General features: G+C 67.3%; 21 protein-coding genes, 1 tRNA gene and 1 pseudogene. 6 read left to right on the forward strand and 17 right to left on the reverse strand.

Features of this window, described 5'->3' with window-relative positions:
* Nucleotides 1-45: 45 nt before the first annotated feature.
* Both AC5Y5V_RS17650 and AC5Y5V_RS17655 read right to left on the reverse strand, forming a co-directional pair.
* On the reverse strand, nucleotides 46-759 hold the full coding sequence (locus AC5Y5V_RS17650) for a sensor domain-containing protein (protein WP_499937827.1): 714 nt from the start codon (nucleotides 757-759) through the stop codon (nucleotides 46-48).
* A gap of 69 nt (nucleotides 760-828) precedes the next feature.
* Entirely contained in the window at nucleotides 829-1,194 is a 366-nt protein-coding gene (locus tag AC5Y5V_RS17655) for a tudor domain-containing protein (RefSeq protein WP_499937830.1), read from the reverse strand.
* Nucleotides 1,195-1,458: 264 nt separating this feature from the next.
* Between AC5Y5V_RS17655 and AC5Y5V_RS17660 the strand changes: the two genes are divergently transcribed.
* Both AC5Y5V_RS17660 and AC5Y5V_RS17665 read left to right on the forward strand, forming a co-directional pair.
* Nucleotides 1,459-2,805: a cytochrome P450 gene (locus AC5Y5V_RS17660; protein ID WP_499937832.1), complete on the forward strand. Its 1,347-nt coding sequence runs from the start codon at nucleotides 1,459-1,461 to the stop codon at nucleotides 2,803-2,805.
* A 7-nt stretch (nucleotides 2,806-2,812) separates the two neighbouring features.
* Nucleotides 2,813-4,132 carry an acyltransferase gene (locus AC5Y5V_RS17665; RefSeq protein WP_499937834.1) on the forward strand — a complete coding sequence of 440 codons (1,320 nt, stop codon included), beginning with the start codon at nucleotides 2,813-2,815 and terminating at the stop codon, nucleotides 4,130-4,132.
* Here AC5Y5V_RS17665 and AC5Y5V_RS17670 read toward each other — a convergent pair.
* From AC5Y5V_RS17670 to AC5Y5V_RS17690, 5 genes and pseudogenes are all read right to left on the reverse strand, one after another.
* Nucleotides 4,129-6,693, reverse strand: coding sequence for an ABC transporter permease (locus tag AC5Y5V_RS17670; RefSeq protein WP_499937838.1), 2,565 nt, complete (start codon nucleotides 6,691-6,693; stop codon nucleotides 4,129-4,131). The two genes, AC5Y5V_RS17665 and AC5Y5V_RS17670, sit on opposite strands and share 4 nt — an antisense overlap.
* Nucleotides 6,693-7,397, reverse strand: a complete 705-nt coding sequence (locus tag AC5Y5V_RS17675) for an ABC transporter ATP-binding protein (RefSeq protein WP_499937840.1) — start codon at nucleotides 7,395-7,397, stop codon at nucleotides 6,693-6,695. The genes AC5Y5V_RS17670 and AC5Y5V_RS17675 overlap by 1 nt, the downstream gene beginning before the upstream one ends.
* Before the next feature lie 102 nt (nucleotides 7,398-7,499).
* Nucleotides 7,500-8,249 (reverse strand): annotated as a pseudogene (locus AC5Y5V_RS17680) (NHL repeat-containing protein); the annotation flags it as partial.
* 456 nt (nucleotides 8,250-8,705) lie between these two features.
* Nucleotides 8,706-8,777: transfer RNA gene (locus AC5Y5V_RS17685), tRNA-Thr, on the reverse strand.
* A gap of 28 nt (nucleotides 8,778-8,805) precedes the next feature.
* Nucleotides 8,806-9,543 (reverse strand): hypothetical protein, encoded by a 738-nt coding sequence (locus tag AC5Y5V_RS17690; RefSeq protein ID WP_499937843.1) that lies wholly within the window; start codon nucleotides 9,541-9,543, stop codon nucleotides 8,806-8,808.
* A 188-nt stretch (nucleotides 9,544-9,731) separates the two neighbouring features.
* On the opposite strand from AC5Y5V_RS17690, the gene AC5Y5V_RS17695 reads away from it, so the two are divergent.
* Together AC5Y5V_RS17695 and AC5Y5V_RS17700 are read left to right on the forward strand one after the other, a co-directional pair.
* Nucleotides 9,732-10,451, forward strand: coding sequence for a response regulator transcription factor (locus tag AC5Y5V_RS17695; RefSeq protein ID WP_499937846.1), 720 nt, complete (start codon nucleotides 9,732-9,734; stop codon nucleotides 10,449-10,451).
* A gap of 31 nt (nucleotides 10,452-10,482) precedes the next feature.
* A complete protein-coding gene (locus AC5Y5V_RS17700; RefSeq protein WP_499937848.1) occupies nucleotides 10,483-11,910 on the forward strand; it encodes a sensor histidine kinase in 1,428 nt (475 codons plus the stop codon).
* Between the two features lie 8 nt (nucleotides 11,911-11,918).
* On the opposite strand, the gene AC5Y5V_RS17705 is transcribed toward AC5Y5V_RS17700, so the two are convergent.
* Nucleotides 11,919-12,323, reverse strand: coding sequence for an HIT family protein (locus AC5Y5V_RS17705; protein ID WP_499937850.1), 405 nt, complete (start codon nucleotides 12,321-12,323; stop codon nucleotides 11,919-11,921).
* Between the two features lie 37 nt (nucleotides 12,324-12,360).
* Here AC5Y5V_RS17705 and AC5Y5V_RS17710 point away from each other — a divergent pair, with 37 nt between their 5' ends.
* Together AC5Y5V_RS17710 and AC5Y5V_RS17715 are read left to right on the forward strand one after the other, a co-directional pair.
* Nucleotides 12,361-13,296, forward strand: a complete 936-nt coding sequence (locus AC5Y5V_RS17710; protein WP_499937852.1) for a C1 family peptidase — start codon at nucleotides 12,361-12,363, stop codon at nucleotides 13,294-13,296.
* Nucleotides 13,297-13,396: 100 nt separating this feature from the next.
* Nucleotides 13,397-14,866: a hypothetical protein gene (locus AC5Y5V_RS17715; RefSeq protein ID WP_499937854.1), complete on the forward strand. Its 1,470-nt coding sequence runs from the start codon at nucleotides 13,397-13,399 to the stop codon at nucleotides 14,864-14,866.
* Here the strand turns inward: AC5Y5V_RS17715 and AC5Y5V_RS17720 are convergent.
* From AC5Y5V_RS17720 to AC5Y5V_RS17760, 9 genes are all read right to left on the reverse strand, one after another.
* Entirely contained in the window at nucleotides 14,863-15,285 is a 423-nt protein-coding gene (locus AC5Y5V_RS17720) for a ketosteroid isomerase family protein (RefSeq protein ID WP_499937857.1), read from the reverse strand. The two genes, AC5Y5V_RS17715 and AC5Y5V_RS17720, sit on opposite strands and share 4 nt — an antisense overlap.
* 17 nt (nucleotides 15,286-15,302) lie before the next feature.
* Nucleotides 15,303-17,246, reverse strand: coding sequence for an FAD-dependent oxidoreductase (locus AC5Y5V_RS17725; protein WP_499937859.1), 1,944 nt, complete (start codon nucleotides 17,244-17,246; stop codon nucleotides 15,303-15,305).
* Nucleotides 17,247-17,337: 91 nt separating this feature from the next.
* Complete coding sequence (locus tag AC5Y5V_RS17730) at nucleotides 17,338-18,465, reverse strand: NDMA-dependent alcohol dehydrogenase (protein ID WP_499937861.1); 1,128 nt, start codon at nucleotides 18,463-18,465, stop codon at nucleotides 17,338-17,340.
* Nucleotides 18,466-18,619: 154 nt separating this feature from the next.
* Nucleotides 18,620-19,165: a nuclear transport factor 2-like protein gene (locus AC5Y5V_RS17735; RefSeq protein ID WP_499937863.1), complete on the reverse strand. Its 546-nt coding sequence runs from the start codon at nucleotides 19,163-19,165 to the stop codon at nucleotides 18,620-18,622.
* Between the two features lie 3 nt (nucleotides 19,166-19,168).
* Nucleotides 19,169-19,375: a ferredoxin Fdx gene (fdx, locus tag AC5Y5V_RS17740; protein WP_499937865.1), complete on the reverse strand. Its 207-nt coding sequence runs from the start codon at nucleotides 19,373-19,375 to the stop codon at nucleotides 19,169-19,171.
* Nucleotides 19,376-19,387: 12 nt separating this feature from the next.
* Nucleotides 19,388-20,740, reverse strand: coding sequence for a lanosterol 14-alpha demethylase (gene cyp51, locus AC5Y5V_RS17745; RefSeq protein ID WP_499937867.1), 1,353 nt, complete (start codon nucleotides 20,738-20,740; stop codon nucleotides 19,388-19,390).
* Nucleotides 20,737-21,561, reverse strand: a complete 825-nt coding sequence (locus tag AC5Y5V_RS17750; RefSeq protein WP_499937869.1) for an SDR family oxidoreductase — start codon at nucleotides 21,559-21,561, stop codon at nucleotides 20,737-20,739. Before AC5Y5V_RS17750 ends, cyp51 begins: the two co-directional genes overlap by 4 nt.
* Entirely contained in the window at nucleotides 21,562-22,782 is a 1,221-nt protein-coding gene (locus tag AC5Y5V_RS17755; protein ID WP_499937871.1) for a cytochrome P450, read from the reverse strand. It abuts the gene before it with no gap.
* On the reverse strand, nucleotides 22,779-23,390 hold the full coding sequence (locus AC5Y5V_RS17760) for a TetR/AcrR family transcriptional regulator (protein ID WP_499937873.1): 612 nt from the start codon (nucleotides 23,388-23,390) through the stop codon (nucleotides 22,779-22,781). Before AC5Y5V_RS17760 ends, AC5Y5V_RS17755 begins: the two co-directional genes overlap by 4 nt.
* Between the last annotated feature and the right edge of the window lie 85 nt (nucleotides 23,391-23,475).

Consider the following 23,475-nt stretch of genomic DNA (forward strand, 5'->3'; position numbering starts at 1 on the left):
CCTGAGTTCGAAGCTGGAAACCGCTCTGCGACAGGCCATCGGAGACTACCTGCCGGATCCGCCAGTGATGCTGCGTGCGATCTGCTGGGTGATCTTGACCCCCGAGTCGGCCGGCCTGTAGCTGCACGCCGATACGTCGATGGCCACGTTGTTGGCCACGGCCAGCGCCCGCTGACACGACCATCCGTTCGCATTCAGTTGAGTCTTGGTTGCGCTGAGTGTTCCGCCAGTGTTTGCAACCGGGCCCACGTCGACCTGCCCGAAGATTCCGCCCAGGTTGCTGGTGAAGCGTCGATTCGAGCAGGCGGGCCAGCGTTTGGCGGAGGCGGTGAAGAATCCGGCCGCCTGATCCGCGGAGGGGAACAACACGAGAACTTGACGCACCATGAAATTGTCGGTCGCGATCTGGCCGGCATCTTCCAGCATCTGTCCGTGCACAGCAGTCCACCCACTGCCGAAATAGGCCGTCTGTTCCGCGGTGTCGCTGATCGCCCGGCAGTCCGTGTCGGCCACGGCGTTCCGGGCGTCGATCAGCGCGGACAACGTCCTGGTGACCTTCAAACCGGTGGTATCCATCGCGGCGCTGATCTGTTCGGGGCTGAGCAGGAGGCCGTCGAGGGCGGGCGCCGCGACCGGTGGTGGCGGCGGCGGAGGTGTGGTGGTAGGGGCCGATGTGGTCGCTCTGGGGCTTGGATTACCGCCGCACCCGGCGATCAGGGCGCAGGCGGCGACGGCGCCCGCCCACCTTGTCCTTTTCACGTCATCCCCCCAACTTTCGCTAGGCCCCCCGGCGATCGCTTTGCTGGCAGGTTAGCGCGGTGCCGGGCATCAGGTGGGCATCACGCCGTTCTGGCATCCACCGGGCCAGCAGGAAGAGGGAATCGTTATCGGTTCGGCTGATGCGCGCCGTGGCGAACCAGCGGCCGGGTCCTCGGTGGACCAAGCCGACGGGGCGCCGGGCCGGGCGCGGATGTTGACCGCGGCGATGTACTGCTGGCCCGAGAACTTGTCCCACTTGACGAGGTAGTAGCCCTGATACGTGCCGGACCCGATCTCCACAATCGTCGCGTCGTACCAATCGACGTTGTACGCCTGGACCTTGTCGCCGACCTGCCACTGCTTTGCATCCGCCGTGCCTGGCGCCCCGAACAACATGAGCAGGGCCAGCGCCAGGCCCAGTGTCCACCTGCGCATCACCGTCATCTCCTTTGCCGGTCGGCCCCCCTTATGGCGACAGATGGTAGCCACATACGTGGCTCGCCATCATCGTTTTTGTCGCTATTGGCCGCGGTGATGAGGGTCCCGTCACACCGTCGGGGCGGCAGAATCGCCTAGGTACTGCCCACCGAACGCGTGGACATTGCAGTAGTGCACTACCGATTTCGTTTCACCCGACGCGAGCGACGATTTCTCTGGCACTCATCGAGCGTGGCGATTCGACGAACATCTGGGGACGGCATGACCGAGCGGGCAGTGGCCGATATTGGCGAAACATCGGCGACGCACGGGTTGACCCCGCCGCTCGTGCATTCGCCCAAGCTCCTGCAGGGCATCGGATTCGTGTTGTTTCAGCGCAGGACGATCCGGAAGTGGATGAGCCGGCACGGACGCGTCTTCGAAGTCGATGCCCCATTCTTCGGCCGGTCGGTCGTCGTGTCCGATCCCGCTCTGGTGAAGTCGGTGTGCACCGCGGGCGCCGAGCAACTGGTCAACGTGCAGCCGAACCTCGGAAATTGGTTCGGACCCGGGTCGGTGTTCGGGCTTGACGGCAGCCGTCATCGCGATCGGCGCCGGTTGCTCGCGCCGGCCCTGCACGGCCAGTGCCTCAAGGGCTACGAGGCGATCGTCGTGGACGAGACCCTGCGCGAGAGCGCCAATTGGCCTGAGGGCAAGGAATTTCGGACGCTCGAACCGATGGCCAGGATCACCGTGAATGTGATGCTGCGCATCCTCTTCGGGACCGATCAGGCAGGACCCGACGAACGTGCGGAACTGCGAAAAGTCATCCCGACCTTCATGAAAATTGGCCAACTGATGACTTTTGTCCCGCCGCCACCGCGCTGGGCCGGACGCCGCGGCCCATGGGCCAAGCTGGACGCGTCCCGTGCGGCGCTCGACAGGATCCTGCTCACGCTGATCGACAGGGCCGAAAGCGATCCGGGTCTGCCTCAGCGAACCGACGTCTTGGCGCTATTGCTGCGCAATAGTCACACCGACGGAGCGCAGATGTCGCGGCGAGACATCTGCGACGAGCTGTTGTCCCTGATCGGGGCCGGCTACGAAACCACGGCGACGGCGCTGAGTTGGACGTTTGAGCGGTTGCGGCGTCACCCCGAAGTGCTGGCCGCACTTGTTCGTGAGGCGGACGACGGGGGCGACGAACTGCGCCGGGCAACCATTTTCGAGGTGCTGCGGTCACGCACCATCGTCGATTCGATCGGTCGCCGGGTCAGCGCGACATACTTCGACCTTGGCAGGTGGCGGTTGGCGCATGGCCGCACGGTGATCGTGCGTGTGGTCGATCTGCACGAGAACGCGAAAATCTTCCCGCATCCGGAACGATTCGATCCGTGCCGCTTCCAAGGCGTCAGACCTCCGGCGTCAGCGTGGCTGCCGTTCGGGGGCGGAGCGCGGCGTTGCCCCGGCGCCGATTTCGGGATCGCCGAAATGGATATCGTGCTGCGGGTGGTGCTGCGGAACTTCCGGATCCAGACCGATGCGGCGCCCGACGAGAAGCCGCATTTCCGCGGGGTCGCCCATGCTCCGAAGCGCGGTGGCCGCGTGGTCGTGAACCGGCGAACGTAGCACCATAGTGTCGACCCAACTGATCCGGCCGGCGCCGCCGCAGAATCTCGAAATCAGTTGCAACGTAGCCGATGCCATGGTCGCGAACTTGGCGATTCACGTCGTCTTCTTCTTCGGGCGGCGCCTCGACGCGACGGCGCTCGCCCGCGCCTTTGCCCGCGCGCTGACGAACCTGCCGATCTTCGCGGGGCGAATGACACTCGTCCACGGCGCGATGCGAATCCGATGTGACGCAAAGGGAGTGCCCTTCACGTCGGTGTCGTCGGAACGCACGCTCCGCGAGGCGATTCGTTCGGTGTCCGACGACGCCGGCGTCTGGCTCGTCGATCCGGTGAACGGCGCCGTCGCCCGCTGGGGGTGGCGTCCGCTGTGCACGGTGCGTGTCACGCACCTCGCCGACGACGCCACGGCGATCGGTTGCTCGTGGCACCACAGCGTCGGCGACATGCAGACGTTCATGTTTTTGATGAACGCGTGGGCAAGCGCCGCTGCAGACAAGCCACTCGCCGAGCCATTGATCGTCGAAGACCGCGCCGCCCACCTCGACGGGCATCTTCCCGCCGACGGCGCCCGCGAGGCCGGCGTGCGGTGCCTCGGGCTGGCGGAACTCGCGCGCAGCGCGCTGTACCTCGCGAAGGACGCGCGAAAGCAGCGGACCCTGAGCCTCTACTTCGGCGACGACGAAATCGCGCGAATGCGCGCCGCCTACGGACACCGGATGCGCTTGTCCGCCAACGACGTTGTCTGCGCACAGGTCTCCGAGGCGCTCATGACGGCGGATCCAGCTGTCGACCGCCGCACCCTCGCGATCGCCGTGAACACGCGCAAGCGTTGTGGCCTCGATCCGAGGCTTGCCGGCAACATCCTCACGACGCTGAACGTCGACCTGCGGCGCGGCGAGGATGCCGCCACCATCGCCGAGCGCATCCGCTCACGCGTGGACCACTTCGCCGACCAATACTGCGACATGCGCCTCAACCAACGGTTCTTCGACGGCGTCGGCGCGTGGCGGGGTGCCCGTTGTGTGTCCACCGCATTCAACCCGGACCGCTGGAATCCGCTTGTCTCCAACCAGAGCGGCTTCGGCGTTTACCGCATCCAATTCGAAGGCGCCACCGCCTCCTACTTCACGCCGGTGCTGAAAATGCCCGTTGCGGGGGTCGGCGCGCTGGTGGAAGGGGCGGGCGGACGCGGGTTGCTGTTCCAGATAGCGTTGCCGCCCAGGGAATTCGCGACAGTGTCTGGCCCGGCGACGCTCGCGGACCTGCACCGCTTTCGGCACGCCGGCGACGACATACCGCGCGTGCACGCTGAGTTGCACGGCTAACTGGTGCGTAGCACCTCGACCGTCTCGAGCCGCCGCGCGTGCAGCGCCGGATAGATCGCGGCGGCCGCGACGATGAACATCACGGCCGTCACACCCATTCGCAGCGCCGACGGCGGCACACCCCATTCGATCTTGATGCCGTAGTAGACCGGTGAGCCCAGCGACCACAGGTACGTGAGGCCGATGCCGCCGAGCACGGCGAGGCCGGAGACCAGCACGCCGAGCAGCGCGGCGTTAGCGAGGATTACGGCCTGCTCTTGTCCCGAGGTCACTCCGATCGCTCGCAATACCGCCCGCTCACGCTTGCGTTGCACGAGCGCCAGCACGAACACATTCAGCACGCTGATGCCCGCGGCCGTCATCACCACATACCCCGCGAGCGTGATCGGCTCCAGGAACCGGGTGATGCCGGCAGTGGCCACCGAGCGCCACCGATCGTCGTCGTACACCCACAAGCCCAGGTTGCCGAAATCGCCGCGGTGGGCGGCCGCTTCGGCGGAGGAGGAATAGCCAACCGCGACCTGATCGCGTACGGCGGCCCAGGCGGAACGCGCCAATCTGTCGGAGACCAGGACGATGTCGCCCAACGCGGCGTCGTTGACCATTCGTGGATGAAAGATGCCGGCGATCCGATACCGCTTCGGCCCGTCGACGGTGGGCAGCTCGACGGTGCCGCCCGCGGCCACGCGGAGCCGACTGGCGGCGATCTCGCTCAGGCCAATCTCCCCTTGCTGCAAGCGGTTCCAGAATCCGTCGGCGCCGCCGGCCGGCTCGTAGAGCGCCTGGCTGTACCAGTCGCCCGGAGTGACGCCCGCGACCAAGCGCGACGACGGCCCCGACGAGATCGTCGATCGCCAGTGCGACGACACGCTGCGCCCGTCGGCCGCGCCGCTTATCAATTCGAACGCCGGGTCGGAGATCTGGCCGTCGCGCTGATCCAGCACCGATTGCGCGGCGATCAATAACGCGGCGGGCAGTCGCTCGGCCTTCTGCGCGGCAATCTGCCTGGTGCCGAGCAGTTGCATGCTGTGTGAGCCGATGGCCAAGGTGGTGCTCTCGGCGAGCAGTGCGGCGGAGAAGGCGAACAGTAGCGCGTAGCGCCGCATATCGGCCCCGAGCAGGCGCCCGACGGCGGGACGGGCGACCGTCAGCAGTTCGATCGCCCGTCCCGCGCCGCGGGGGGCGAGCCAGACCGTCACCAACACCACGCCGCACAACCCAACCGTCATGGCGTTGATGCCCGCGCTGAGCGGCAGTGACCCGCGCCCGAATATCTTCGACACGACGCTGGCAATCGCCAGCAGGCCCGTCCCGACGACCAGCGGCCAGATCGGAATCGTCCTGGCGCGCTGCACGCCGCCGGCGCTTGCCATCGACGCCAACGGCCCGTCGCGGACCAACCTGGCGGCGGGTCCGATCATCGCGATGATCCCGCAGATGATTCCCGCGGCAGCGCCAATCCCGAACAGGTCCGGCGTGAAGTGCGCGGCGATCGCGCCCCCTGACCCGGCGAGCATAGCCTGTCCGAAGCGGTTCACCAGATAGGTCCCGAGCAGGAAACCGCTTGGCACTCCGAGTAATCCGCCGAGCAGACCGACCACTGCACCCTCGGCGAGCATCCCGGCGAACAACCCGCGCGGTTTGGCGCCGATCGCGCCGATGGTTCCCATCACCGCCCGCCGGTCCTCCACGGCCAGCAGGATGGTGTTCAGCGAGATGAGGACCCCGACGATGATGCCGGCCAGCGCGATCAGGTTGAGACTCTGTGCGCTGTTCGCGAACACGGCCGGCAGGTGTGGGCGCGGCGGACCGGCCGTTGCGACACCGGCGATTGCGCGGTCGAGATCGGTTGCGATCAGCGGCTTTTCGGCGCCGTGCCGCGGGAGGACGAATGCGGCCGTGGCGTAGCCGGGCGCGCCGAGCAGGCTCGCGGCGACGTCTGCCGACGGGGCCAGCAGCACGTAGCCGTCGTTGATGCCCTTGACGCGGTCGAACTCCGGAAACGTCCAACCCAGGTGCGCGGAACCGGGAGGCAAGCCGGGCAGGCGCAGCTCGTCGCCGAGCTTGAGGCCATGACGTGCGGCGATGATCGCCGGAACCTGCAGCGGCACACCGGGTCCGGCCGCCGGCTTGACGTCGCGGGCGCGCTTCTCGCAGTCGAACGGGCCGACCAGCAGCTCGATCTGGCACGACCCACCCAGCAGGAAGAACCCGCGACTGCGGCCACCCGGCATGTCCACTGGCGTCAACGCGGCGACGACGGGGATCACCGCCTCCGCGTCCGTCACCTCCGCACGCAGGCGGTTGACCGTCCCTATCGGCAACCGGCCGCTCACGTTCGGGGTAACCTCCACGACCCCTGTGGCGGCCGCGTGGGTGAGCGATGGCCCGAAAGCGTCGAACGGGCGGGAGAGCTCGGATTTCATGATCAGCGTACCGAGCACCACGGTCACTCCGAGGGCAACGCCGATGGCGCTGAGCAGCGTTCGGTGCCAGTCTGCGATCAACGCCGCCACGTGGATGCGACGGAAGGTCGTCCACCCGGCGCGGAGCCGTTGCATCACGGTTCCCCGGCGGCCAGGGTGTCGGGGACCGCGCATGCACGCCCGTCGACCAGATGCAGCTCGCGCGTGCCGTAGCGTGCCGCCGTCAGGTCGTGTGTCACCAGCACCACCGCCGTGCCGTCCTCGTCCGACAACGAGCGCAGCAACTCCAGGACCTCGGTCGACGAGTGGCGGTCCAGGTTTCCGGTCGGCTCGTCGGCGAGGACGAGCGACGGCTTGGCCACCAGTGCGCGCGCCACCGCCACTCGTTGCATCTGCCCGCCCGACAGCTCGGCCGGGCGATGCCCTGCCCGATCGCCGAGCCCGACCCGCTGCAGCAGCTCCTCGGCGCGGGCGTCGGCCGTCCGGGCCGACACACCGTCGAGCACCAGCGGCAACGACACGTTCTGGACCGCGGTCAGCATTGGCACCAGGTTGAAGAACTGGAACACGAACCCGAGGTTGCGCCGACGGAACGTGGCCCGCGCGCCGGTGCCCTTCGCCCAGATGTCCTCGCCGGCAACGGCGACGGTGCCGGCGTCCGGTGCGTCCAGCCCGCCGGCGACATGCAGAAGCGTCGATTTGCCGGCGCCCGACGGCCCCGTCACGACCACGAATTCGCCTGCATCCAAAGAGAAGTCGAAGTCGACGAGCACGTGTACCTGCTCGTCGCCTCGGCGGTACGTCTTGCTGACGTCCGTGAGTTGCAGTACCGGCGTCACGAATCAGGCCTCCCCGCTCGGTGGTGTGGGCCGATCGTTACTCGCGCGGGCCGCGACGGATTCAGTAGAGGGTTACTGCAATTGCGGCGACTCGGCACCCGATCACTGCAGCGGCAGCTTCAGTACCCGGTTGTTGAGGTCGGTGACATAGACGTTGCCGGAGGCGTCTACCGCCACGGCTGTGGGGTTCTTGAGGCCGGTGAACGGCAGCGCTTCCGGAGCGGTCGACCCGGCCGCCAATCTGAGCACCCGGTGGTTCGCGAACTCGTTGACGTAGACGTTCCCCGCGCCGTCCACCGCCACATTCATTGGCGAGCTGAGGCCGGTGCACGGCAGCACCGTCTGGGTGGATGAGCCTGCCGCCAGCTTCAACACTCGGTTGTTGCCGCTGTCGACCAAGTAGACGGAGCCGGCGTTGTCCACCGCCACACCCGAGGGCTTGCTGAGGCCGGTGAAGGGCAGCACAGTCTGGGCGGATGAGCCCGCCGTCAGCTTCAGCACTCGGCTGTTGCCGTTGTCGACCAAATAGACGGCGCCGGCGCCGTCCACGGCCACACCGCTGGGGCTGTTGAGGCCGGTGAAGGGCAGCGCAGTCGGAGTAGCAGAGCCCGCAGCAAGCCTCTGGGCTTTGTTGTTGCCGATTGCGGTGACGTAGACGGTGCCGGCGTTGTCCACGGCGACGCCCATGGGTTGGTCGAGGCCAGTAAAGGGAAGCGCGGTCGGAGTGGTCGAACCAGGCGCCAGTTTCAGCACCTGGTTCTTGCCCCCGGAGATGGTGACGTAGACATTGCCGGCGCCGTCCACCACGACACCGTTGGGAAAGTTGATCCCCGTGAACGGCAACTCCACCTGAGCCGCAAAGGACCGCGGCGTCGAGGTTGGGGACGCCGATGTTGGCGGGGGTGCTGCCGAAATTGTCGGCGGTGGCGATCCTGAGGACGCCTCAGCAGGCCTGCGTTCGTTGAGGGTAGAGACCAAGACGGCCGCGCCGATCACAAGGATGATGACGAGAACGACGACGCTCACAATGAGCGCGATTGCCGTGCGCCGACTGACCCCGTCCGCCCTTGTGGGGGCCGGCGGCGCGAACTGCGGTCCATAGTGGGGTGGCGTTTGCGGACGGATTTGCGTCGCCGCCGGATCCCACTGGCCGGGCGGGCCCTGCGGTCGCCGGTAGTCCGGCGTCGGGACAGGACTGGCGGCGCGTCGCGCCTGCTGGCGCTCGCTGAATTCATCGCTCACCCGAAGAACATGCATCGTGTCGCGTCGTGTCGATGCAGTATCGCGGTACTTCAATTCCCGAGCCGGAGCCCCCTGTCAGGATTGAACTGACGACCGCTCGCTTACAAGGCGAGTGCTCTACCACTGAGCTAAGGAGGCAAAAACCGGGTGCCAGCCTAGCCGGTGGTCACTCGTCGCTGTCGATGATGCGTTGCGAGCGCACCGGCCGCGACGGCGGGGACGACGGGCGGCGCGACATGCGGCGCCCGGGCAGCGGAATGCGCTCGGCGATGTTGCTCAATGGGTTGACCACCAGGGTGAGCGCGGTGACCGCGTCCTGCAGGGTGGCAATCGCGGGTTCGAGCGCTTCCATCCCGGGCGCCAACCGGGCCAGGGTGTCGGCGAGGTCGGTGAGCTGTTCCAGCGGGCCGTCCTTCGACGTGATCTGGTCGATCAGGCCGCCCTCGGCGAGCAACCGCTCGGCCACCCCGTCCTCGGCCAGCAACCGGTCGATCATCCCGTCCTCGGACAACAGCCGATCGGCGAGCCCGCCGGGCTGAAGCGCGCGCTGCAGGCTGCCGCCCTCGGCCGTCAGGCGGTCCAGTAGTCCGCCGGGTGCCGTCACCAGGTCGACCAGCCCACCCGGGCGCAGCAGGCGGTCCATCGGACCGTCGGCCGCGATCGCGCGGCCCAGCGGCATGTCCTCGTCCAGCAGCCTGGCCAGCCGGTTGGCGCGCGCCAGCGCGTCGTCGATCCCCAGCATGTTGGCCATCGCGTTGGAGCCGCCGGGCCCGCCGATGTCGCCCAGCGCCTGCTTGGCGATGGCGAGGCCCGCGCGGGCAAGATTCAAGCTCGCTTCGGTAGCGACGATCCCGATTCGCGCGGGAGCGGTCGCCAGCCCAACGATGCTTTTGCCGAGATTCATGCTGCGAGTGTATTCGGGGTCTGTTCTGAAAGGCTCCGCCCTGAGAAAACGCCGGTTGGCCGGAGTGGCCGCGAGGGCTCCCAGCGGGCCGCCTGGCAGAATGTATTCAGACCATTCGCACCGAGTTCCCAGGATTTTCACAATGATTGTCAAGCTAACATTCAACAAAATGCGAGAGAACTGATCCCATGACCGCCGGAACCCCAAGCGGAAATTCGCCGGAGGCGCGTGTCCTCGTCGTCGACGACGAGGCCAACATCGTCGAACTGCTCTCCGTCAGCCTCAAATTCCAGGGATTCGAGGTCATCACCGCCACCAACGGGGCCCAGGCGCTCGACCGGGCCCGGGAAGCCCGGCCCGACGCCGTGATTCTCGACGTGATGATGCCCGGCATGGACGGCTTCGGGGTGCTGCGCCGGCTACGGGCCGACGGTATCGAGGCCCCGGCGCTGTTCCTGACGGCCCGCGACTCCCTGCAGGACAAGATCGCCGGCCTGACGCTCGGCGGTGACGACTACGTCACCAAGCCGTTCAGCCTCGAAGAGGTCGTCGCGAGGCTGCGAGTCATCCTGCGGCGCGCCGGCAAGGGCGGTGCGGAACCGAAGAATGCGCGCCTGTCGTTCGCCGACATCGAACTCGACGAGGAGACGCATGAGGTGTGGAAGGCCGGAGAACCGGTCTCGCTGTCACCCACCGAATTCACGCTGTTGCGCTACTTTGTCATCAACGCGGGCACCGTGTTGAGCAAGCCCAAAATCCTTGACCACGTGTGGCGTTACGACTTCGGAGGAGACGTCAATGTCGTGGAGTCCTACGTCTCATACCTGCGCCGCAAGATCGACACCGGCGAGCGGCGGTTGCTGCACACCCTGCGGGGGGTCGGTTATGTGCTGCGCGAGCCGCGCTGAGCGCCGGGGCTCGCACGCGGGATAGGCGGAAATGGTTAGACAGCGTCGACGTGGACTGCCGCTGCGGGTGGGCCTGGTGGCGGGCACCTTGCTCCTGGTGGCCTGCGGCCTGGCGGCATCGGGGATCGCGGTCACCTCGATACTGCGGCACAGCCTGATCAGCAGGATCGACTCGACCCTGCTCGAGGCGTCCAGAAGTTGGGCGCAGGCCCCCCGGCGCCAGTCGGCGCCGCCCTACGAAGGCCCGGATCCCGGCCGTCCGCCGTCGAAGTTCTATGTGCGGGGCGTCGGAGTCGACGGCACCGCGTTCACCGCCATCAACGACCGCAACGGCGAGCCGGCTCTGCCGCCCAACAACGACGTCGGCCCCACCCCGACGACGCTGCCGTCGATCAACGGCTCGGACATCCAATGGCGCGCGGTGTCGGTTCGCGGGCCGCACGGCCTCACCACCGTGGCCATCGATCTCTCCGACGTCCAGCACACGGTGCGGTCGCTGGTCTGGCTGCAGTTCGGGATCGGGGTGGCCGTGCTGGTCGTGGTCGGCCTGGCCGGCTACGCGGTGGTGCACCGCAGCCTGCGGCCGCTGGCCGAGGTCGAACAGACCGCCGCCGCGATCGCCGCCGGCCAGCTGGATCGCCGGGTTCCCGAGCGTGACCCGCGCACCGAGGTGGGCCGGCTTTCGTTGGCGCTCAACGGGATGCTCGCCCAGATTCAGGAGGCGCTGGCGTCCTCGGAGTCCTCCGCCGAGACGGCCCGAGGATCCGAGGAGCGGATGCGGCGGTTCATCACCGACGCCAGCCACGAGTTGCGCACGCCGTTGACCACCATCCGCGGGTTCGCGGAGCTCTATCGGCAGGGCGCCGCGCGCGATGTGGCCATGCTGCTGTCGCGGATCGAAAGCGAGGCCAGCCGGATGGGCATGCTGGTCGACGACCTGCTGCTGCTGGCCCGGTTGGATGTGCAGCGGCCGCTCGAACACAATCGGGTCGATCTGCTGGCGCTGGCCAGCGACGCTGTGCACGACGCGCGTGCGATCGACCCCAAGCGCAAGGTCGCGATGGAGGTCCTCGACGGTCCGGGCACCCCGGAGGTGCTCGGCGACGAGCCCCGCCTGCGCCAGGTGCTGTCCAACCTGGTGGCCAACGCCCTGCAACACACCCCCGCGACGGCCGCGGTCACGGTGCGGGTGGGCACCGAGGGCGACGACGCGGTGCTCGAGGTCGCCGACGAGGGCCCGGGCATGAGCCAGGAGGACGCGGCGCGGATCTTCGAAAGGTTCTATCGCACCGACTCGTCGCGTGCGCGGGCCAGCGGCGGGACGGGCCTGGGGCTTTCGATCGTCGCCTCACTGGTGCGTGCGCACGGAGGCGTTGTCACGGTGACGACCGCACCCGGGGAGGGTTGCTGCTTCCGGGTGCGCATGCCGCGCGTGAGCGACGTGCCGGCGACGGTGTAGCCGGCGTCTCACGCCAACTCGGCCAGCGCCGCCTTGATCTTGGCCTGCGCCTCGTCCAGCGATTCCGCCGACGGGTCTTGATCCACGTTGGCGAAGCCGAAGTCGCTGAGGCTGCGCGTGGGGAACACGTGCACGTGCAGATGGGGCACCTCGAGCCCGGCGATGATCACGCCGGCGCGCTGCGCGTCGAAGGCCCTGCACACTGCCTTGCCGATCAGCTGGCTCACCGCCATGACGCGCGCGAACGCCGCGCCGTCGACGTCCTGCCACTGGTCGATCTCGTCGCGCGGCACCACGAGCGTGTGCCCTTGGGTCATCGGCTGGATCGTGAGAAACGCGACGACGTCGTCGTCCTCATATACGAAGCGGCCAGGCAGTTCACGGTTGATGATCTTGGTGAAGATCGACGCCATGGGTCCAGCATAGGTTGACCGAAATGAGGGAGCGCGCATGAAGGCACGGATCGACAGGCGGTCGATGCTCGCGCTCTCGGCGGCCGGTGCTCTCGCTGCGGCCTTGCCGGGCTGTTCGACGCCGCCGAGCGGCCCGAGCGAGGAGCCCTACGTACTCGACGACTATGGATACGACCCGTCCGTCCCCGAACCCGCACCGGTGGAGCGGCCCAGACGCCTCGACGAACTGCCGCGGTCGGCGTCCGTCCGTGCCGACTGGCTGCCGCCGGTCGGCAGGCAAACGATGCCGAATTGTTTCGTGTGGGCGTCCGTGTACGGTCTGGCGACCTTCTATGCGGCCCGCAAGAGCAAGACCCCGCCGACCGGCCTGGACAGGCAGGCCGGTCCCGACTACGCCTACATCCACTACCAGACGTCGATCAAGATAGGCCAAAAGACCTGTGTGGGTGGCCAAATCGGGAGATGCCTTCAGTGGCTCAAATCCAATGGTGGTACTCCGTCGCTGGCGGCGGCGCCGAATCTCGGTAAGCAGGCGCCGCGATCGTCGTGTGACGTCAACTGGGCGGCGTATGGTTCGCAGCCAATCCCGCCCGACCCGGCCTTCGCGATCCCCGAGTGGAAGTTGACCAAGATCACCGGCCCCGAGGGCCTGGAGAATATGCGCACCGTCATCGCCAGGGGAATGCCGATCGCTTTCGGCACATACCTTTACAGCGACTTCCCGCGCTATCGCGGCAAACGCGCGCCCTACGTCGGCAACGGGCAGTGGATGCAGGGCGCCAACGGCAAGAAGGTCGGCCACGTGATGCTCATCGTCGGCTACGATGACGCGTTCCGCAACGACAACGGCGCGGTGAAGGTGCAGAACAGCTTCGGAACGGGTTGGGGTGAAAAGGGTTTCGTGTGGATCGCCTATCACACCCTGGAGGCAATGGCCCAGGGGCAAGGGGTCTATGTACCCGACTACGTCTGACGCCACGCGGCGCCGAAGCTAAATCGTTAACACAGCGTTGCTGTTTCGTTGTGTGGGATCGCCAAAATCACTTTGATTCCAATCCCGGGAAGGGGCCTGCGTGCGATTTCCTGTGGCAGTGCTGCGCTTTGTGATCGCAGTGCTGGCCGCGTGCGCCGCATCCCTTGTCCCGGTGATGTTTCCGACGGGACACGCCGCCACTGCGCACGCCGCGGCCGCGTTCGGTCCGCTCGCGCCGCCCAATCCGTTCATGGCACCGAACGGACTTGCGTCGATGCACAACGACGCCGGGTCCGCCGACGCGGGACCGCTTCCCGGGCCCGGCGCTCGGCTGGCCGCGATCTTCGGCTACCCGCTGGCGGCGGCCTGCCCGACGATCACGCAGGGCACCGACGGCTTGGTGTTGGCGCTGTGCACCACGGTTCTCAACCAGACGCCGACCGTCTTTCTGATCGACCCCAGCGGCGTGCTGCCGCGCGTCGTCCCGTTGGCGCGGATGGAGATAACCAAGGGCGGCCTGCTCGGTGGCGTCTACGCGTACCTGGACCAATTCAACCAATTGGTGTTGATCGACGGGACCAACCACCTGCTGCGCATCAACCATGTCAAGAACGGGCCGCTGGGCCGTTGGACGCTGAACTTCGTCGAATCCACCGACCTGTCCGGCGCGATACCGCCCGGCGACAGCTCGGTCGGCCTGGTCCCGGACTACGACGGCAACAACTGGTTCGCCACCGCCAACGGCGTGGTGGGGGTGGCCAAGGCGGGCGGCGGCGTCGCCACCCTGCAGTTGCCCGCGGGTCAACAAGTGGCCAACAGCATTTCGGCGTCGCCGAGCAATCGGATCGCGGTGGCCACCACCTTCGCGCTCTACGAAATCGTCCTGGGCGGCGGCGGTAGCCCACAGATCCTGTGGAGCAAGCCCTACGACCGTGGGCCGGCCCGCAAGCCGGGCCAGCTGAGCTGGGGGACCGGTTCCACCCCAACGTATTTCGGGCCGACCGGGGCGGACTACCTGACCATCGTCGACAACGCCGACCCGCAGGTGCACGCGCTGGTCTACGAGGCCGGCACCGGCAATCTGATCTGTCAGCAGACGGTGCTGACCCAGGGTGGGCCCGGTAGCGAGAACTCACCGATCGGCGTGGGCAATTCGATGTTCATCGCCAGCACCTACGGCTATCCCTACCCGGCGGTGCCGGCGGGCGCGGGTCCGGCGGTGCCGGCGACGGCGCCGTTCGTCGGCGGAATGACCAGGGTGGACGTCGACAACCCGGGCTGTCATACCGTGTGGGAGAGCCAGGTTCGCAGCGCGGCGCTGCCACACTTGTCCATCGCGGATGGCCTGATCTACACCATCACCCGCGTCGGGCCGCAAAGCACCACCCCGGCCGACATCTTCGCCTTTGCCGTCATCGACCCGAACACCGGCAGACTCATTTTCCAGCAACCGAAGTCGGCGACCATCCTCAGCGACCCGATCCAAACCTCGTGCATGGTCTTGATGGACAACCAGATCATGCAGGGCAACATCACCGGTATCGGGCGGATCGGCCTGAACCTCGGCTAGGACTCTTCCTTACCGAACTTCATGCCCTCGAGGTTCCAGTACCCGCGCATGTTGGTGATCAGCCCGGCCTCGTTGACGCGGTAGGTGAACACCCCGCGCACCGAGCTGGTGATGCCGCCGTCGAACTTGCTGTCCAGCACCAGGATATGAGCTATCTCGTCGGGCGAGCTGGACGGAAACGTCTCCTCGCAGGTGATGGTCAGCCGGTTGGCGGCGATGTTGGTGTCGTAGAAGCCGGCGACGGCCTCCTTGCCGCGGACGCCGGTCCCGTCGGGGTTGGTGACGGACTTGCCGATCGGGTCCTCGATGACGACGTCGTCGGCCATCAGCGCCAACCAGCCCTCGCGATCATGGGCCTGCACGCACCGCCACGACGACTGCGACGCGGTCAGCGCCGGGGATTGGACGGTTTGGGTCATGCTGATCTCTCCTTCGGTTAGATCGCGCACGCGGCGCGCGCGCCTTCCTCGGTGGCTTTACGGATGAGGCCCAGGCCGCTGCAGTCGCCGGCCGCCTCGACGAAGGCGTCGGGCAGGGCGGTCGCCAGGGTGTCGAACAAACCGGTGTCGGGCTCGACCGTGCCGGCCAGCACGACGCTGTCGGCGGCCAGCGTCCTGGTGCGACCGCCGTCGGGGGTGAATTCCACTGCGTACGTGGTGATTCGGTCCACGCAAGCGCGGACGTGGACGGCGACGCCCAGCCGGTCGAGCCGGTCCATGTGCTCGGTTCGACGCTTGTTGCCCACCTCCGGGGCGATGTCCCTGCCGGACTCGAGGATCGACACCAGCTGGCCGCGGCGGGCCAGAAACTCGGCGAGTTCCAGGGCCACCAGGTCGCCGCCGACGATGGTCACCCGCCGGCCGAGCGGCATCCACGCGCGCGAGGCCATCCGCACCGCTGCCGGGCGCACCAACCGCTGTCGCCAACCGGCGAACAGCTTGCCGTCGAGCAATTCGCGCAGGCCCGGCCCGGTGTGTACGTGCGGTAGGTCGCCGCCCGGGATCGACGGCACCGTGACGTGTCCGCCGGTGGCCACCACGACCGCGTCGGGTCTCATGGCGACCAGGGCGGCGGCCGAGGCGGTCTGGCCCAGTCGCACTGTGACGCTGCTGTGCCGGATCTCGTCGCGCAGGTACCGCAGGAACGGCTGGTTCTCCGGATGCAGGACCGCCGCCCACCGCAGCGCGCCGCCAAGTTGGCCGGCGCGTTCGAAAAGCGTGACGCGGTGGCCACGTTCGGCGGCCACCCTGGCCGCCTCCAGGCCCGCCGGACCGCCGCCGATCACCGCCACCCGCTTAGGCGTGCCTGCGCGTGGCGCCGCCAGTTCGCGTTCCTTTCCGGTGCGGGGATTGACCGCACAGTCCACGGAGAAGCGCTGTTCCATTGCGTCGAGGCAGTTTTCGCACGAGATGCACCTACGCACCCGGTGCGCGTGGCCGGACCGCAGTTTGCGGGGCAGGTCGGGGTCGGCCAGCAGGGGACGCCCCATGGCGATGAAGTCGGCCCGGCGGTCGGCCAGGATTCGTTCGGCCGCAACGGGGTCGTGGATCCGGCCGACCGCGATCACCGGGACGTCGACCACCTGCTTTACCGCCGCGGCGGCGCCGACGTTGAGCGCGGCGCCGTCGTCCGCGCCGTTGACCATCCCGGTGACCAGCCGATCAATCACGCCGCCGCTGACATGGAACGCGTCCACGCCGGCGGCGACGAGTCGCGGCGCGACTTGCGCGGTTTCGTAGATCGGGCGGCCGCCGGCGACGCGCTCGTACCCGGAGATGCGCAGCGTGATCGGCAGCGCGTCGCCGATCTCGGACCGGATCGCGGCCAGCGCCTCGACTACCACCCGCACCCGGCCGCGCGCCGAGGACCCGCGGTAGTCGTCAGTCCGTCGATTGCGTTGTGGGGCCAGGAAGGACCCGAGCAGCATGTAGCCGTGCGCGGCGTGCAACTCGATGCCGTCGTAGCCGGCCTCGGCGGCACGCCGCACCGCGGCCTTGAACAGGTCGAACACCTCGGTCAGCTGCCGGCCGGTGATCTCCGCCGACGGGCGCCCGGTGAGATACGACGGGATCACCGACGGCCCCAGCGACGTGACGCCGAAGAGCTCCGGCCCCAGGCCGTCGGGCCCGGCGTGCACGATCTGCGGCTGGATCTTGGCGCCGTGCTCGTGCACGGCATCCACCAGCGCGCGGTGCGCGTCGACCGCGTCGTCGGTGGCCAGATGCAGGCCGCCGGGGGTCTCCGGATGCTGATTGTCGACTCCGGTGGCGCCCAATGTGATCAGGCCGACGCCGCCCTTCGCGCGGGCGACGAAGTAGTCGCGCGTGCGCTGCGAGGGTAGGCCGTCCGGCGTGCCGTACATCGTCTCCATGGGAGACATGACCACTCGGTTACGCACTGTCATCGCGCCGATTTGCCCCGGCGCCAACAGGTTCGGAAAGCCGGCCACCCGCGTGACCCGAGCGGGCGACTTACCGGTCGGCGTCGGTGAACCGGATGACGCCGCGGATGTTCTTGCCGTCCAGCATGTCCTGGTAGCCGTCGTTGATCTGCTCCAGGCGGTACTGGGTGGTGACCATGTCGTCCAGGTTCAGCTTGCCGGCCTTGTACATCGACAGCAGCTGCGGAATGTCGAATTGGGGATTGCCGCCGCCGAAGATGGTGCCCTGCAGGTTCTTCTGCATCAGGGTGAGCATCGCCAGGTTCAGGTTCACGTTGGTGTCCAGCAGGCTGCCGATCGCGGTCACCACGCAGGTGCCGCCCTTCTGGGTGATCGCCAGGTAGGTGTCGATGTCGGCGCCCTGCAGTTCGCCGACGGTGACGATCACCTTGTTGGCCATCAACCCGTAGGTGACCTCGGCGATGCCCATCAGCGCGGCGTTGATGTCGGGGTAGACGTGGGTGGCGCCGAACTTCAGCGCCTGGTCGCGCTTCCACTCCACCGGGTCGATCGCGAAGATGTAGCGGGCCCCGGCGGCGACCGCGCCCTGCAGCGCCGCCATGCCCACCCCGCCGACGCCGACGATGGCGACGTCCTGGCCCGGCCGGATGTCAGCCGTGCGGACCGCCGAGCCGTAGCCGGTGGTCACGCCGCAGCCCACGAGGGCGGCGACCTCGAACGGGATGGACGGGTCGATCTTCACCACCGAGCTGCGGTGCACCACCATGTACGGCGAGAAGGTCCCCAGCAGCGTCATGGGGAACACGTTCTGGCCGCGGGCCTGGACCCGGTACGTGCCGTCACTCACCGCCGCGCCGGCCAGCAGTCCCGCGCCCAGGTCACACAGGTTGCGCATGCCGGCCTGGCAGGTCGGACAGTGGCCGCAGGAGGGGATGAACGACAGCACCACGTGGTCACCGGGAGCGATGTCCTCGACGCCGGGGCCGACCTCGGTGACGGTGCCCGCGCCCTCGTGGCCGCCGAGTACCGGGAAGCCCGCCATTGGGATGCCGCCGGTGACCAGGTGATGGTCGGAGTGGCACATCCCGGCCGCTTCCATCTGGATCTTGACCTCGTCCTTGACGGGATCGCCGATCTCGATCTCCTCGATGGACCACGGCTGGTTGAATTCCCAGATCAGTGCGCCTTTTGTCTTCACGATGGACCTGTCCCCATTTCGCCTTTGAATTGAGAGTGCCTGGCCCAATCATGCCCGGCACGGTGGTGACGAGTGCCACAGGGCACTCTTTTGGGCCAGCATAGCCTGTCAAGCAATCAAATGCTTGGTTGGGTCGGCCGGGTCGATGCCGGGGTCACCAGATGGGTACCGGCGCCTTGCCCAGCGGGTAGTAGCCGGGCAGCTTCTCGCCGGCCAGGCTGCGCTCGATCCGCTTCTGCATGCCCGCTGACAGCTTCCCGGCCTTCATCAGGTCCAGGTACAGCGCTTGCACGTGACCGAAGTCGAAGAAGTCGCGCTGCCATTCGATCTTGCCGTCGGCGTTCAGGCGGAACCAGCTGCCCCCGATGCCGTAGATCTCGGACTGCGTGCCGTCGGCGTCGGTGGCGACTTGCTTCCAGAAGCCGACGATCTCGCCCTGCTTGTCGTCGATGATGACCTTCTGGTACGGGTACTGCCAGTTGTCCAGGCCTTCCATTTCGAGGCCCAGCGCGATGTCGCGGATCTCGTCGATGCCGACGCACATCACGTCCTCCTTCGGCCCGATATTCCAGCCGTAGGTGGCGTCGTCGGCGTAGAAGTCGGCGAGCGGCTTCCAGTCGCCTTCGCGCTCGGCGACGCGGTTGGCCTCCAGCCAGCGGTCGACCCAAGCCTCTAGTTCCTCGCGGGGATGTGACGCCATGATCTAGTCTTCTTTCTCTTTGATGAATAGTGCTTGGGTGGGGCACATTTCGACGGCTCGCTCGACCTCGTCGCGCGCGTCTTCGGGGGGTTCGGCGTCGACGATCTCGACCTTGCCTCGCTTGGGCACGCGGAAGTAGTCGGGTGCCTCCAGCTCGCACATGGCGTGGCCCTGGCACAGATCCAGATCAACCTCTATCCGGAACCCCATGTCCGCCAGTCCTTACGCCACGCGCTTGCGGTAGCGGACCTTGGCCGGCCTGGCCAATTGGACCACCATCTTGGAGTGGTCGTTGCGGTAGCTGTCGGCAGGCTGCGCCATCTCGAACTCGTACTCGCGCAACAACACCGAGAAGATCGCCTTGATCTGCATCTGGGCGAAGGCGGCGCCGACGCATCGATGCCGGCCCGCGCCGAACGGAATCCAGGTCCACCGGTTGACGATGTCGGCCTGCTCGGGCTTGTTGTAGCGGTCCGGGTTGAACGCGTCCGGGTCGGGGAAGTCCTCCGGGATCCGGTTGGAGATCGCCGGGGACGCGGCGACGTAGTCGCCGTCGTGGATCGGAAAGCCCTCCACCTCGAACTCACCCCTGGCGACCCGCATCAGGATGATCAGCGGCGGGTGCAGGCGCAGCGTCTCCTTGACCACGTTGTCCAGCTTCGGAATCTGGCGCAGCGCGTGGAAACTCACCTCCTGACCGTCGGAGTAGAGCTCGTCCAGCTCGTTGACCACCTCGGCGTACACGTCGGGGTGGCGGATCAGCTCGATCAGGGTCCACGCGGACGTGCCGGAACTGGTGTGGTGCCCGGCGAACATCAGCGAGATGAACATCCCGGTGACCTCGTCGGCGGAGAAGCGGGGGTTGCCCTGCTCGTCCTTGATCGACACCAACACGTCGAGCATGTCGCGGTCACTCTTGTCCTTCGGCGGGTTGGCGGCCCGCTGGTGCATGATCTCCTGCACCAGCGCAACCAGTTTCACCCGCGCCTCGTCGCGCCGCTGGAAGCTTTCGATCGGCAGGTGTGGATCGACGTAGCACAGCGGGTCGGTGCCGCGCTCCAGTTCGTGGTAGTAGTGCGCGAACCGGTGGTCCAGCTGGTTGCGGAATTTCACCCCGATCAGGCACGCCGTCGAGGTGTAGATGGTCAACTCGGCGAAGAAGTCGAGCAGGTCGACTTCGCCTTCGTCGCCCCAGTTTTCGATCATCCGCTTGACTTGCGCCTCGATCGTGGTCGCGTGGCCCTTCATGTGCTCACCGCGCAGCGCCGAGTTGTGCAGCATCTCCTTGCGCCGCTCAGGGCTGGCGTCGAACACTACGCCCTTGCCGAAGATCGGCGCCATGAACGGGTAGGCCGCGGCTTGGTCGAGTTCCTCGTCGCTGGAGCGGAAGAAGAACTCGTTGGCGCCCGCGCCGGACAACAGGATGACGTGTTTGTCCGCGAGCTGGAACCAGCCCACATCCCCGCACTCGTCGCGGGTCCGCTGCATCAGGCCGATGGGATCGGTGCGGAACTCCTCGAGGTGGCCGTGCTCCTCCTCGCCGCCGGAAACCCGCGGCACGATTGCTGTGGTCATGAATTCAACGCTTCCTCATCGACTTTCAGCTGCTGACGTTCCTTGACCGCGGACAACGGAGCTTCGGGCTGAATCTCCATGTTGACCACGAAGCCTCCCCGCGGCGTCTCCGCGACGAATGCGATGGCCCGGGCCAGATCGGCCGCCCGCAGGAAGTAGTCGTGGCGCGCCTGCCCCCACTTGGCCCAGTCCTCGAGGGCCGGACCGATCAGCTCGGCAGGCAGGCTCCAGCCCATCGCGGTCTTCGTGGGGCCGGGGTGCACGATCGACGCGCGGACGCCGGTGCCCTCGAGTTCCATCTGCAGGTTGGTGACCATCGCGACCAGCGCGGCCTTGGCGGCGCCGTAGGCGCCCATGTGCGGGCGCTGGCGCAGCGCGACGTCGGAACCGACGAAGATGACGTCGCCGCGCTGACGTTCGACCATGCCCGGGAGCACGGCCGTGGCCAAGCGGTTCGCCCCGATCAGGTGGATCTGGATCTGCGATTCGAAACTCTCGGTGTCGATTTCGTGCAGCTTGCCGAAGTAGGTGTCGCCGGCGCCGGTCACCAGCACCTCGATTTCGCCGAGCTGCTCGGTGGCTTGGTGGACGAATCCCTTGACCGAGTCCGCGTCGGTGACGTCGAGCGGCAGCGCGATCGCCTCGCCCCCGTCGGCGCGGATCTTCTCGACGAGCTCCTGGCACTTGTCCACCCGACGGGCGCCGAGCGCCACCGGAAAACCGTGTGCGGCAAGCTCAACCGCAGTGGCCGCGCCGATTCCCGACGAAGCTCCGGCGACGATCGCGGGTCTGCGAGCCGGGTGAGGATCGAAGCGGGGCATCTAGGAAACCTCCACGGTGATGGGTAGGTGGGCGAATCCGCGGACACTGCTGGAATGGACGCGGACGGCGTTGGCCTCGTCGACCTGGTAGCCGCGGATTCGCTTGAATAGTTCGGTGAGCGCGACCCGGGCCTCCATCCGGGCCAGATGGGCACCGAGGCAGAAATGCGCGCCACTACCGAAACTCATGAGTTTTGAACCGATGTCGCGCCCGATCAGGTAGTCGTCGGGGTTCTCGAACACCCGCTCGTCGCGGTGCGCCGAACCGGGCAACAGGATCACGATGTCGCCCTCGGGGATCGTGGTGTCGTACAGGGTTAGTTCGCCCGACACGACGCGCGCCAGGATCTGGCTGGACGTGTCATACCGCAGCGTCTCCTCGACCCACAGCGGTATCCGCGACAGGTCCGCGTAGACCGGGCTCAGCTGGTCGGGATTCTTGTGGCCCCAGAACGCGGCATTGGCAAGGAGTTTGGTCGTCGTCTCGTTTCCGGCGATCACCATCAGGAACATGAAGCCGAGGACTTCTTCGTCGGTGAGCCGGTCGCCGTCGATTTCGGCTTCCAGCAGCGCCGACGTGAGATCGTCGGTCAGCTCCTTGCGGCGCTCGGCGATCATGCCCTGGTAGTAGACGATCAGGTTGATCGACGCCTCGATCGCCGATGCCGGCACGTCGTTGACGCCGTCCTCGCGGTGCATCACACCGTCGGCCATGCCGCGGATGCGGTCGCGGTCCGCGACCGGCACACCCATCAGCTCGGAGATCACGTCCATCGGCAGCTTGCCGGCGAATTCGGCGACATAGTCCACCGTTTCGCCGCTCTGCGCCTTTTCCAGCATGGTGTCCAGGTGCTGGGTGGCGAGTTCGGTCACGCGCGGCTCGAGTTCGCGGATCCGCCGCGGGGTGAAGCCTTTCGACACCAGCGTGCGCAGCCGCAGGTGGGCCGGGTCGTCCATCGCCAAGAACGACATCGTCTTCGACGCGTGCGGCCCGCGTGACACCGGGTCCAGCGACACGCCCTCGCGGTTGGACAGCGTGGTGCTGTTCCGAAAGCCTTGCAGCACATCGCGATGCCGCGACAACGCCCAGAATCCGAGCTTCTCGTTGTGGTAGAGCGGCGCCTCGTCGCGCAGTCGTTTGTAGTACGGGTATGGATCTTCGTGGAAGTCGTAATCGTAAGGATCGAGGACCAGCCCGGGTCCGCCGACATGCACCGTCATTGCTCGCTCCCGTTACTCTCGGCGCCGGCCAAAATGAGCTTCACCACGTCGGCCAACCGGTCCGCAGTCTTGTGGTACGTGGATTCCCCGCTGCCGGCCTGCACCAGCGCGCCGAAAAAGGCCATCTCGAGCGCCGACACCGTGCCAGGGTCAGCGCCGGGCCCGATCGCGGACGCGACGCGGCGGTGGATCTCCGCGCCGATCCGGTCGCGCGCCTCGCGCACCGCGGGATCGCTGCCGCCACCGAGCAGTGCCGCGGTGCACGCGGCGCCGACCTCGGGTTCGTCCGCGACGACCAGGGCCAGATGGCGCAGCGCCTTGTCGACCCGGACCGGCATCGGATCGTTGACGTCGGTGAAGTAGGGCACCTGCCGGACCAGGTCCAGGTAGACCTCGGCGATCAAGTGGTTCTTCGAGGAGAAGTAGGTGTAGGCGGTGGCGGGGGCGACTTTGGCGCGCGCGGCCACCATGCGCACGGTCAGGTCCGCGTAGGAGTGCTCACGCAGCGTCTCCATGCCGGCCGCCAGCACCTTGCGGAAGGTCTCCTCCTGGCGTCGGTTGCGCGGGGGCCCGGACGATCGAGCCGCAACCAGTGCATCGCTGGACACATGTCCAAGCTAGCGGATGAGGGCGAGGCGAAGCAAGCTCGTCCGGTGAACATGCAGTTGAAACGCATATCCCTGGACGCTCCGC

The organism is Mycobacterium sp. NGS68 (assembly GCF_059812195.1).

Coding starts and splice junctions, on each gene's coding strand:
- AC5Y5V_RS17655 (WP_499937830.1), bottom strand. CDS start 1,194: ATGCGCAGGTGGACACTGGGCCTGGCGCTGGCCCTGCTCATGTTGTTC.
- AC5Y5V_RS17660 (WP_499937832.1), top strand. CDS start 1,459: ATGACCGAGCGGGCAGTGGCCGATATTGGCGAAACATCGGCGACGCAC.
- AC5Y5V_RS17670 (WP_499937838.1), bottom strand. CDS start 6,693: ATGCAACGGCTCCGCGCCGGGTGGACGACCTTCCGTCGCATCCACGTG.
- AC5Y5V_RS17690 (WP_499937843.1), bottom strand. CDS start 9,543: ATGAATCTCGGCAAAAGCATCGTTGGGCTGGCGACCGCTCCCGCGCGA.
- AC5Y5V_RS17695 (WP_499937846.1), top strand. CDS start 9,732: ATGACCGCCGGAACCCCAAGCGGAAATTCGCCGGAGGCGCGTGTCCTC.
- AC5Y5V_RS17700 (WP_499937848.1), top strand. CDS start 10,483: ATGGTTAGACAGCGTCGACGTGGACTGCCGCTGCGGGTGGGCCTGGTG.
- AC5Y5V_RS17705 (WP_499937850.1), bottom strand. CDS start 12,323: ATGGCGTCGATCTTCACCAAGATCATCAACCGTGAACTGCCTGGCCGC.
- AC5Y5V_RS17710 (WP_499937852.1), top strand. CDS start 12,361: ATGAAGGCACGGATCGACAGGCGGTCGATGCTCGCGCTCTCGGCGGCC.
- AC5Y5V_RS17720 (WP_499937857.1), bottom strand. CDS start 15,285: ATGACCCAAACCGTCCAATCCCCGGCGCTGACCGCGTCGCAGTCGTCG.
- AC5Y5V_RS17725 (WP_499937859.1), bottom strand. CDS start 17,246: ATGTCTCCCATGGAGACGATGTACGGCACGCCGGACGGCCTACCCTCG.
- AC5Y5V_RS17735 (WP_499937863.1), bottom strand. CDS start 19,165: ATGGCGTCACATCCCCGCGAGGAACTAGAGGCTTGGGTCGACCGCTGG.
- fdx (WP_499937865.1), bottom strand. CDS start 19,375: ATGGGGTTCCGGATAGAGGTTGATCTGGATCTGTGCCAGGGCCACGCC.
- cyp51 (WP_499937867.1), bottom strand. CDS start 20,740: ATGACCACAGCAATCGTGCCGCGGGTTTCCGGCGGCGAGGAGGAGCAC.
- AC5Y5V_RS17750 (WP_499937869.1), bottom strand. CDS start 21,561: ATGCCCCGCTTCGATCCTCACCCGGCTCGCAGACCCGCGATCGTCGCC.
- AC5Y5V_RS17755 (WP_499937871.1), bottom strand. CDS start 22,782: ATGACGGTGCATGTCGGCGGACCCGGGCTGGTCCTCGATCCTTACGAT.